The organism is Acinetobacter sp. YH12152 (genome assembly GCF_013418285.1).
Taxonomy (GTDB): domain Bacteria; phylum Pseudomonadota; class Gammaproteobacteria; order Pseudomonadales; family Moraxellaceae; genus Acinetobacter; species Acinetobacter amyesii.
Map to the genome: position 1 here is coordinate 41,016 of NZ_VPCH01000026.1, position 10,187 is coordinate 51,202.

The 10,187-nt window shown below is 43.7% G+C and carries 8 protein-coding genes; 5 read left to right on the forward strand and 3 right to left on the reverse strand.

The genetic code is table 11. From position 1 onward, the window contains the following. Nucleotides 1-110: 110 nt before the first annotated feature. Together FTU83_RS10010 and FTU83_RS10015 are read right to left on the reverse strand one after the other, a co-directional pair. Nucleotides 111-839, reverse strand: a complete 729-nt coding sequence (locus FTU83_RS10010; RefSeq protein WP_180106354.1) for a type III pantothenate kinase — start codon at nt 837-839, stop codon at nt 111-113. Nucleotides 840-861: 22 nt separating this feature from the next. Beyond that, the gene (locus FTU83_RS10015; RefSeq protein ID WP_180106356.1) at nt 862-1,617 is read right to left on the reverse strand and encodes a biotin--[acetyl-CoA-carboxylase] ligase; all 756 of its coding nucleotides are present in this window, start codon (nt 1,615-1,617) and stop codon (nt 862-864) included. Nucleotides 1,618-1,646: 29 nt separating this feature from the next. Here FTU83_RS10015 and FTU83_RS10020 point away from each other — a divergent pair, with 29 nt between their 5' ends. The 5 genes from FTU83_RS10020 (at nt 1,647) to ligA (ending at nt 9,918) form a co-directional block, all read left to right on the forward strand. Next, nucleotides 1,647-2,459 (forward strand): sulfite exporter TauE/SafE family protein, encoded by an 813-nt coding sequence (locus tag FTU83_RS10020; protein ID WP_180106357.1) that lies wholly within the window; start codon nt 1,647-1,649, stop codon nt 2,457-2,459. 147 nt (nt 2,460-2,606) lie between these two features. Next, entirely contained in the window at nt 2,607-3,302 is a 696-nt protein-coding gene (locus tag FTU83_RS10025) for a GntR family transcriptional regulator (RefSeq protein ID WP_180106359.1), read from the forward strand. A gap of 10 nt (nt 3,303-3,312) precedes the next feature. Next, on the forward strand, nt 3,313-6,762 hold the full coding sequence (gene smc / locus FTU83_RS10030; protein ID WP_180106364.1) for a chromosome segregation protein SMC: 3,450 nt from the start codon (nt 3,313-3,315) through the stop codon (nt 6,760-6,762). 1 nt (nt 6,763) lies between these two features. Beyond that, on the forward strand, nt 6,764-7,786 hold the full coding sequence (locus FTU83_RS10035) for a cell division protein ZipA C-terminal FtsZ-binding domain-containing protein (protein WP_180106366.1): 1,023 nt from the start codon (nt 6,764-6,766) through the stop codon (nt 7,784-7,786). A 98-nt stretch (nt 7,787-7,884) separates the two neighbouring features. Further along, a complete protein-coding gene (gene ligA / locus FTU83_RS10040) occupies nt 7,885-9,918 on the forward strand; it encodes an NAD-dependent DNA ligase LigA (RefSeq protein WP_180106368.1) in 2,034 nt (677 codons plus the stop codon). A gap of 174 nt (nt 9,919-10,092) precedes the next feature. Here the strand turns inward: ligA and FTU83_RS10045 are convergent. After that, the coding region (locus tag FTU83_RS10045; protein WP_151778716.1) for a transposase domain-containing protein at nt 10,093-10,187 on the reverse strand (95 nt) is incomplete at its 5' end.

Consider the following 10,187-nt stretch of genomic DNA (forward strand, 5'->3'; position numbering starts at 1 on the left):
GAATCGCGATACAATTTGTAACCACGCTTATATGAAATGACCATCAATAAAAAAGCGTGATCACCATTGGTCATCACGCTTTCACAGTTTGCTATCAAAAAATGGCTAAATTACACGCCATTTACATAACTTTGTAGGCCTCGAAGCAGCAAATCTGCTTCGACAGCTGGCTGATATTGTTCTAAATAGCGTGCAAATAGCGCAGCATCGCCACCGGTTAAAATCAACTGACTTGGATATTTGTCGAGAACCTTTTCAATGGTGCTGACCAAGCTGAGCAAGATGCCATGATGAACAGCGTCTATGGTATTTTTACCAGGAGACAGCTCGTTAAAGGTGGCATCTGGAATTTTAATGCCTTTGGTGTTTTGGATGAGCGAATCACGTTGCAAATACAAATTTGGCAAAATATAACCGCCTAAATGTTGTAAGCCATCCGTTAAGTCAATGGTGAGTGCCGTTCCGCAACTAATGACACAGTATTTTTGAGTAGGGTCTTTGACCACTGCGAGCATTTGCAGCCAACGGTCGATCCCGAATTTACTGGTGTCTTCATAAGCACAGCGTAAGCCCGCATATTCGGCATGAACTTTGGCAATGGTGACAGGAACCGCTAAAAATTTAAGAATTTTTTGAATCCGATCATTATTTTTCTTGTCGAGTACTGAAGAAATCCCGACCTGATCTAAGTCCAAGCTTTTAAAGTGCTGGATCAAACCGAGAAGTAGTTCGGCAGGCGACTGTAAATGCAGTTCCGCAGCATGCTCTATGATTTGATCGTATTCGGTAATCCAGTATTTCAGCCGTGTATTACCGACATCGAGCCATAATTTTTTCATCAGTAGGCCTTTGCAATCCTGTTTATGATTGATCTGCTAAACGTAAGCGGCCTTGGAAATAATTTTCTAAGCGCTGCGAGGTTTGGATGTTGATCGAACCATCATTTTCAATGCCGAGAAAGCGACCTTGGCTTTTGCCTTGCAGGTGTTCAAGTTCAACGGGCTGTTGCATAAATGCAGCGTAATGGTTGAATCGTTCAGCGAGGTTATAGCAGTTATGATCGAACCATTCACCTGCAAGTTGAATTGCTGCATACAGTTCAGTAATTAACTGTAACCGGTTTGGCGAGGGAAGTCCGAGTTCAGATAACGATGTTGCACGTTGCTCAATTCCTATGGATGGAATCGGAAATAAGTTCATGCCAACGCCGACTATCGCTTGATGTGGCGAAATCGGTTCAATCAAAATCCCGCCCCATTTGCCTTGTGGGCTATACAGGTCATTAGGCCATTTCACTTGTAAAGCGAGATTTTGCAAACTTGGCATTTGTAAGATATTTAAGGCAATTTCGAGTGCAAGCCGTCCATCTATCGCTGTTTGTAAATTCAGCAATGTGCTTAAATAGATATTACCAACGGGTGAGACCCATTGATGATCGCGTTGCCCACGCCCCTGAGTTTGCTCTTCACTGCATACCAAAACATGTTGAATGCCTTTTTTGGCAATCTCACGGACATCGTCATTGGTCGATGTGGTAATGGGCTTCAGTAATAAAACTTCAGGCGGCTGAGGTACTGTGCTCAGCAATTGCTGTAAGTGTCTGGTCTCTAAATCCATTTGAATCTGAGAGTTGTGGAATAATATTGATGGAGTTAATCATATATTTACTGATTGGTGCAATCGCTGGTTTTGCTGCGGGGCTATTTGGTGTGGGCGGTGGCCTGATTATTGTGCCGATTTTATTCATTGTCTTTACCCAACTTCAATATGATCCCAGTGTGATTATGCACATGGCGGTGGGCACATCTTTAGCCACGATTATTGTCACCTCACTCAGTTCGGTTTCGGCTCATCATAAAAAAGGTGCCGTGCTGTGGAATGTCTTTCGGAATTTGTCACCGGGTTTGGTGATCGGTTCATTTCTCGGTGCAGGCATTGCTGATTATCTCTCAGGGCAGGGTTTGCAACTGTTGATTGGCTTTTTTGCGGTCTGGGTGGCCTTTAAAATGTTTCGCGGTGCAGCGACACCAGTCGATCCGAATAAACATTTACCCTCACAAGCCATGCAAATGGCAGCAGGGGGTGGTATTGGGATTGCCTCTGCGATCTTCGGTATTGGTGGAGGTAGCTTAACCGTCCCGTATTTGAATAAAAACGGCGTCATTATGCAAAAAGCGGTCGCAACCTCTGCTGCATGTGGTTTACCGATTGCGATTGCAGGGGCACTCGGCTTTATGTGGTTTGGTCATCATGCCGATATCGAGGTTCCCAATACCATTGGTTATATCCATATTTATGCATTTATCGGGATTAGTGTAATGAGCTTCATCACTGCGAAATTGGGTGCGAAAGTGGCTCATATGTTGTCACCATTTATGCTAAAGCGTTGTTTTGCATGCTTATTAACAACAGTTGGTTGCTATTTTATTTATCAAGGTGTGCAAGCCTTTGGCGCTTGATTGTCCGTTTTGACTGACAAAATTGGCTTTGTTGACACAAGATTGTCAGACAATGTCATGTTCAATTAGGTTGCTTATCGTTTCTAATGCAAATAGATTGAGTGTAAATCTGAACATTGCATCTTATAAAAAAAAGATAGGAACAGTATGCAACAACAAGAAGCGGACAGTTTGTCAGAACAAATTGCCAAACACATCGGTGAACAAATCATTCGCGGTGAGTTGGTCGAAGGCGAGCGTATTCAGGAACTCAGAATTGCGGCCGAATTGGATGTGAGCCGTGGCTCTGTTCGTGAAGCTTTATTGATTTTAGAACGGACCCAGCTCATTGAAATCTACCCACGCCGTGGCGCCTTAGTCTCTGAAATGTCGGCTTTACAAGTGCGCTCATTATTTGATATTGCAGCATTATTGTTGGGTCAAATTGTGCATCGTATGGCGGAAACGTGGCGCAGCCATGAAGCTGAGCGTATTCAGTTATTACTTGAACAATTAGACGTGGAAACTCGCCAAGGCAATACTGAAAAGTTTTATGATCTGATTTTTCAGGGCATGGCTCGTCAGCATGAAATGGTGGGAAATACCTACCTGATGCGTTATTACCAAGAATTGTTGCCATCACTCAGACGCAGTTATTTCCTGACACTGAATATTTCACGACGTGAAATACAAGAATCTTTTGATTTGTTTAAATTAGTGACTGATGCAGTTTTAATCAGAAAATCACATCAAGCCACTTTATTTGTGGAAGATTTTTGTCGACACTTACGCAACCTTGTGTTGGAATCACTAACACGGATGAAACAAATCGAATTAGCGTGGGCGAGACGTTCACGCCGCTGATCAGGACATTATGCGTTTAAGCAGTTTAAAACTTTCCGGCTTCAAATCTTTTGCCGATAGCACAACTCTAAAATTTGAAGGCAACCGTAGTGCGGTTGTTGGACCGAACGGCTGTGGTAAATCCAATGTGATTGATGCCATTCGTTGGGTTATGGGTGAATCCAGTGCCCGTCAATTGCGTGGTGGCACCATGCAAGATGTTATTTTTACCGGAACGGCCAAGCGTAAACCAGTCGGGATGGCGAGTGTTGAACTGCGTTTTGATAATACCTATGGCAAGCTAGGTGGCGCTTATAATGCCTATACTGAACTAGCAGTTCGTCGTCAGGTCAATCGTGATGGTAAATCCGAATATTTCCTCAACGGCACCAAATGCCGCCGTCGTGATATTACCGATATTTTCTTAGGTACCGGTTTAGGTCCACGTTCGTATGCGATTATTGAACAGGGCATGATCAACCGTTTGGTCGATGCCAAACCTGAAGAAATGCGTGTGTATATTGAAGAAGCCGCTGGGGTTTCTCGCTATCAAGCTCGTCGTCGTGAAACTTTACAGCATCTAGAACACACCACTCAAAACTTAGAACGTCTCGAAGACATTGCATCAGAACTGAAATCTCAGCTGAAAACCTTAAAACGGCAGTCTGAAACGGCAGTGCAATACAAAGAATTAGAAACCCAGATTCGTACCATTAAGATCGAAGTGCTGTCTTTCCAATGTGAACAAAGCACGCGTTTACAGCAAGAATACACGCTTCAGATGAATGAGCTCGGGGAAACCTTCAAACTGGTTCGTTCTGAGCTGAACACCCTAGAGCATGACTTATCTTCCACCAGTGCTTTATTTCAACGGCTTATTCAACAGTCCACGCCATTACAAAGCGAATGGCAACAGGCGGAAAAGAAACTGTCTGAGTTGAAAATGACGCTGGAGCAAAAACAGGGTTTATTTGCACAAAATTCGGCAAGTTTGGTGGAGCTTGAAAAGCAAAAAGCCCAAACCAAAGAACGTTTACAGCTATTAGAGTTACAACTGGAAACGCTGCAAGAACAGCAAGATGGATTTGTTGAGCAATTACAGCGTCAAGAAAGCAGTAGTCAAGATCAGACCCAGCAGTTAGCCGATTTGAAAGCTCAGCATCAACAAGCGGTTCAACAATTTGAACAATGCCGTGGGCAAGTCGAAAAGCAGCAACAGCAAAAGCTACAGATGTTGGCGCAGAGTGAACAATTGACCAAAAATATTGGTCGTATTGAGCAACAGCGTGAGACCCTACAACAGCAACGTGGTCAAATTCAGCATCAGGCGCAGCAAGATGAGTTGGAGCAGTATCAGCAAGATAAGCAACAGCTCGAACAACAAATTATGCAACAAGAGCTGGTGATTGCCGAAACGCAGACACAGCTTGCAGCTGCACAAGAACAGCAGGCACAGCACAAAAATACGGTGCTGCAGCTAAAGTCAGAAATACAGGTGCTGTTGTCCGAGCAGAAAAACCTAAATCAATTGATGATTAAAGCCAGTCCAAAGCAGCAAAGCCAGCGTCAACATTTAATGCAGCAGTTGCAGTTGAGCACACAAGGTAAACAGCATGCACAACTGGTCGAGAAATTTTTGTCTAAATGGCTGAGTGCCCAAGTCTTAGGAAGCAGTGATGACTTTCAAGACAGTACCGCACGTCAGGTCAAAGGCAGTAACCACACCGCAGCACAAATCGTTGGATTAGAAGCTTTGGCGACGTGGATTGAAGCACCACAACTTTCGATCTGGCAGCAGGTCGCGATTACCGAAACATTGACGGTGGCATTGAGTAATCAGGCTAAACTGGCCGCTGGTGAGTCAATACTCACGCTCGATGGTTATCATGTCGGTGCAGATTGGGTGATTGGTCTAGACTATGATGAGGACAGCCAAGCAGGGCAAGGTGCATTGAGCCACCGTATTCGTTTAGATGAATTGACTGAATTACTTGCAGAGCAGCAGCCAAAGCTGACGCAACTAGAAGGCCAATTGCCTGAGTTGCAAAATGCCATACAGGCTTTACAGCAAAACCTGCAACAGCAACACAGCCAATTAAAAACTTGGCAAAAAGACATTCAAAATGCTGATGTTGCCATTGCGAAGGTACAAAGTTCCAATCAGGCATTTGCATTACAAAAGCAGCAGTTAGAAGATCAATTGCAGCAACTTGAAGCGCAGCTCGAAGAAGATGCCATGCAAAAAGACGATTTGGAAATTGATCTGCATGCGCTGACGATGAAGCTTGAGCAAGCTTTGCCCAATTATAAAACCTTGCAATTCCAAGTTGAAGAGTTGAGTCTAGCACTGGAAAGTGCTCAGCAAGTGGCATTACACAGTCAGCAAGAATTGGAAATTGTGCGTCGTCAGTCTGTACAGACAAAACAACAGATTGAATTATTAGAAAAAGACACGGTCTTTTTGAAAGCGCAAACTCAGCAAATTATTGGACAGATGGAGCAGGCAAAGAAATTTGTCGATCCGGTACAGTTAGAATTGCCTGCGCTTGAGTCACAGTATTCAGAGCAGGCTCAAGTCACTGAACGTTTACAAAAAACCTGGAATGACTGGCAGCTTGAACTGAATAACGTACAGAGCAAACAACAGACATTGACGGAACAACGCCATTCACATCAACAGCAAGATGAAAAATTGCGTACGCAATTGGAAGAAAAGCGTTTGGCTTGGCAATCCGCGCAGTCTGATTTGCAGCATTATTCTGAACAGCTGAAAGAAATGAACAGCGAAATGCTGACAGATTTAAGCATTGATGTGGTATCCCATCAGCAAAAACTAGAAAAAGCACAGCAGCAGTTTGATAAATTGGGTGCAGTCAACTTGGCTGCGGCAGAAGAATATACTGAAGTTTCTAAACGCTTTGATGATTTAAGCCACCAAATTGATGACTTGCAAAAGACCGTTGAACAACTGCAAGCTGCGATGAAAAGCATTGATCAGGAAACTCGAAAGCTGTTTATGACCACCTTTGATAAGGTTAATGCTGAACTTCAAGCGTTGTTTCCGAAAGTATTTAATGGTGGTGAAGCAAGTTTAAGCCTTGAAGATGGTTGGCAATCAGGTGTAAAACTGATGGCACGACCACCGGGTAAACGAAATAGCTCTTTGGCATTATTGTCAGGTGGTGAAAAGGCACTGACCGCATTGGCTTTGGTTTTTGCGATTTTCCGCCTAAATCCTGCACCATTTTGCGTTTTAGACGAAGTCGATGCACCTTTAGACGATGCAAATGTAGGAAGATTTTGTAATCTTGTAAAAGAGCTTTCAGAACAAGTGCAATTTATCTACATTACACACAATAAACTGGCTATGACAATGGCAACTGACTTACTTGGTGTGACCATGCCAGAACCAGGAACTTCAAAATTAGTGACTGTGAATATAGAGCAAGCCAAAGAATACGGTTTAGCTGCGGAGGCATAACATGGAAATCACCACTATAGTTGGGATTGTAATCGCTGTAATTATCATGGTTGTGGGCATTCGAATGATGTTTCGTAAACCTGCAGATGCAGCGCCATCACTTGACACCGAATTACATATTGATCCTGATAGTCAGCAACCTGTTATTCCGCGCCATGTACGAAATCAGTTAAATACATCTGAAACCACGCAACGTGTTGAGCCGACTTTGGCTGAGGAAAAAGTCACAGCGGCTGAAACGACTGAAGCTGTTCAAGCAAATGTAACGCCAGAAGCAACGGCAACGGAACAAGCAGAGCAGAGCGTTGAGGCGACGGCAAAGACTGAGACGACTACGACGGATCCTATTTCAGTTGAAAACGCTCAAACTGCAACAGAATCTACAACGGTTACATCTGTAGCAGATGTAGCCAATGAAATCGCGATTCCTGTGGCGGATGTTCAGGCTGAGGTTGTCCCTGCAGAAAAAGCCCCGGAATTTAGTGTAAATAGCGCAATTGAAAAAGCTGAAATCAGCGATTTTGATGAAGAAAGCAGTATTTTGGATGCTCATTTACACGAACAAAAAATTGTTGATGAAGAAAGTGCTTTAGCAACTGCGGAAACTTATATCGCCTTAAATGTGTTCCCGGATAGCCGTGCCTTGTCGGGTGAAAAAGCATTAAAAGTGTTACTCAAATACGGCCTGCGTTTTGGCGAAATGGCCTGTTTCCATCGCTATGATGAAGAAGGTACAAAGTTATTATTCTCTGTATTGCAAATGAATAATGATGGCGCTGCGCAAGGTTTTGATCTTGAAACTTTATCGACTGAAGAAGTAAAAGGTTTGGCCTTCTTCTTAGCGCTGCCACACAGCGATGTACAAAATGCCTTTGATACCATGGACAGCATTTCACGTCTAATTGCACGTGAAATTGACGGTACTGTGTATGATCAAAATAACCAAGAATTTACACCGCAGATGCGTGAACATTGGCGTCATCAAGCGATTGATTATCGTCAAGGTCAAGCTATCGAAGTCTAAGCGTCTTTGATTGAAACTCACCGAGTGGGTTTCTATAATAGCAACAGATAATGAAATTTGAGGGCGGAGCATGAACCGCCCTTTTTTATGGTGAATGTATGACACAACAATCCACTGTCGTTGCACAGATGCGACAACTGATTCAACTCTTGGCGAAGCATAACCATGCCTACTATGTTATGGACACGCCAGAAATTGAGGACAGTGAATATGATCAACTTTTTCACCAATTAAAAGCTTTAGAAGAGCAACATCCTGATTTAGTGCAACCTGATACACCAACCACAAAAGTGGGTGGAAAGGCTTTGTCTAAGTTTGAGTCTGTAACCCATGCAGTGCCTATGTTGTCATTGGGTAATGTATTTAATGCAGAAGATTTATTTGCCTTTGCACGCCGCGTAGAAGAGCGCTTGCCGAATCAAAAAATTGAATATGATGTCGAATTAAAATTTGATGGGCTGGCGATTTCTCTTTGGTATGAAAATGGCATTTTAGTCCGTGGTGTGACACGGGGCGATGGTGAAACAGGGGAAGATATTACCCAAAATGTAAAAACCATTCGTAATTTGCCTAAAGTACTGACTTCTACACAGACCAATATTCCAAGTCTGCTTGAAGTTCGTGGTGAAGTCCTGATGCCAAAGTCAGGCTTTGAAAAGCTCAATGCTGAAAACGAAGCCAATGGTGAAAAAACCTTTGCCAATCCACGAAATGCAGCAGCAGGAAGCTTACGTCAACTCGACCCTGCAATTGCGGCTTCACGTCCTTTGGCTTTTTATGCCTATGGCATTGCACAGTGCGAACCACATCATGGTCAAACCACCATGTCTGCTAGCTTAGAATGGCTGACACAGTTTGGTTTTGCTGTCGGTGAACGTCACTTTATTTGTGACAGCATTCAGGACGTACAAGCTGCGTATGAGCAAATGATTATTGATCGTCCAAGCCTGAGTGTTGAAATTGATGGCATGGTGATTAAGGTAAACAGCCTGAAGCAACAGCAAACACTGGGTTTTTTAAGTCGTGAACCGCGCTGGGCAACGGCATATAAATTCCCTGCAGTCGCAGCGCTCACGACGGTTGAAAATATTGATTGGCAAGTGGGGCGTACAGGGACTTTGACCCCAGTCGCGCGTTTAAACCCTGTGGCAGTCGGTGGGGTAACAGTTTCCAATGTCACCCTACATAATATTGGTGAAATTCATCGTTTAGATGTACGTGTGGGTGACACGGTCAGTGTATACCGTAGTGGTGATGTGATTCCAAAAGTGGAAAAAGTATGGCCTGAATTCCGCCCTGTAGATACGGTAGAAGTTCAGTTACCTGCATGTTGCCCAGTCTGTGCATCTCCTGTCGTGATGCCAGAAGGTGAAGCCTTGGCACGTTGTTCAGGTGGTTTGTACTGTGCTGCACAGCGTATTGAGGCGATTCGTCACTTTGTATCGCGTAAAGCTATGGACATTGAGGGCTTAGGTGACCGTTGGGCGGAATCACTTTTACATTTGGATTTACTCAAAGATGTTGCTGATATTTATAGCTTGCATGAGCATCGTGAAAAATTACTGACCATTGAAAAAATGGGTGAGAAGTCGGTTCAAAACCTCATTGACTCCATTGAAAATAGTAAGAAAACGACGCTAGGTGCATTTATTTATGCACTCGGCATTCGAGGCGTGGGTGAAACCACGGCACGCATGCTCGCGAATACTTTCCAAACTTTTGATGCGATTCGTCATGCAGATCTCGAATCCTTGAAAAAAACGCCAGACGTTGGTGATATTACCGCAGAATGGATTGTCGACTTTTTCCAAGCGCCGCATAACCTCGAAGTGGTTGATCGTTTGTTGGCAGCAGGGATTCATTGGGATGCACCCGTTGCACCAAGTCGTCAGCCACTGAATGGCGAGAGTTGGGTGATTACAGGGACTCTGAGCACCATGGGTCGTGATGAAGCGACGCAAATGCTACAAGCCTTAGGCGCACGTGTCAGTGGTAGTGTTTCGGGTAAAACCAAATGTGTAGTTGCAGGTGAAAAGGCAGGTTCTAAATTAGAAAAGGCTGAAAAGCTGGGTGTACCTGTGATGAGCGAAGACGAGTTTATTGCCTTTGTACAACAGCAAAATGCTTCTTAAGTATTGAAAAATTTAACCTGAAAACGTAGTTACTTTTGAACAAACGCCTGATGCATTGCATTGGGCGTTTTTATTTGAGCGCTTAAAAATGATCGAATGAATAGATAAATTGGCGGTTATAGGTGAGACAGCGTACTTTAAATGTAAGCGTCCGCTGAATCCCATACCTATTTTTTAATTCAATTTAGGTTTCCAGCAGTGCGGCAGCAATTCTTCAATTTGGGTCACTTTGTGTGTCGGCAACCTTTTCAGCACATCACTTAAATAGG

What these genes read in the sequence shown, in the direction of transcription:
- FTU83_RS10025 (WP_180106359.1), top strand. Translation starts at nt 2,607, where the DNA reads ATGCAACAACAAGAAGCGGACAGTTTGTCAGAACAAATTGCCAAACAC.
- FTU83_RS10010 (WP_180106354.1), bottom strand. Translation starts at nt 839, where the DNA reads ATGAAAAAATTATGGCTCGATGTCGGTAATACACGGCTGAAATACTGG.
- FTU83_RS10015 (WP_180106356.1), bottom strand. Translation starts at nt 1,617, where the DNA reads ATGGATTTAGAGACCAGACACTTACAGCAATTGCTGAGCACAGTACCT.
- smc (WP_180106364.1), top strand. Translation starts at nt 3,313, where the DNA reads ATGCGTTTAAGCAGTTTAAAACTTTCCGGCTTCAAATCTTTTGCCGAT.
- FTU83_RS10035 (WP_180106366.1), top strand. Translation starts at nt 6,764, where the DNA reads ATGGAAATCACCACTATAGTTGGGATTGTAATCGCTGTAATTATCATG.
- FTU83_RS10020 (WP_180106357.1), top strand. Translation starts at nt 1,647, where the DNA reads ATGGAGTTAATCATATATTTACTGATTGGTGCAATCGCTGGTTTTGCT.
- ligA (WP_180106368.1), top strand. Translation starts at nt 7,885, where the DNA reads ATGACACAACAATCCACTGTCGTTGCACAGATGCGACAACTGATTCAA.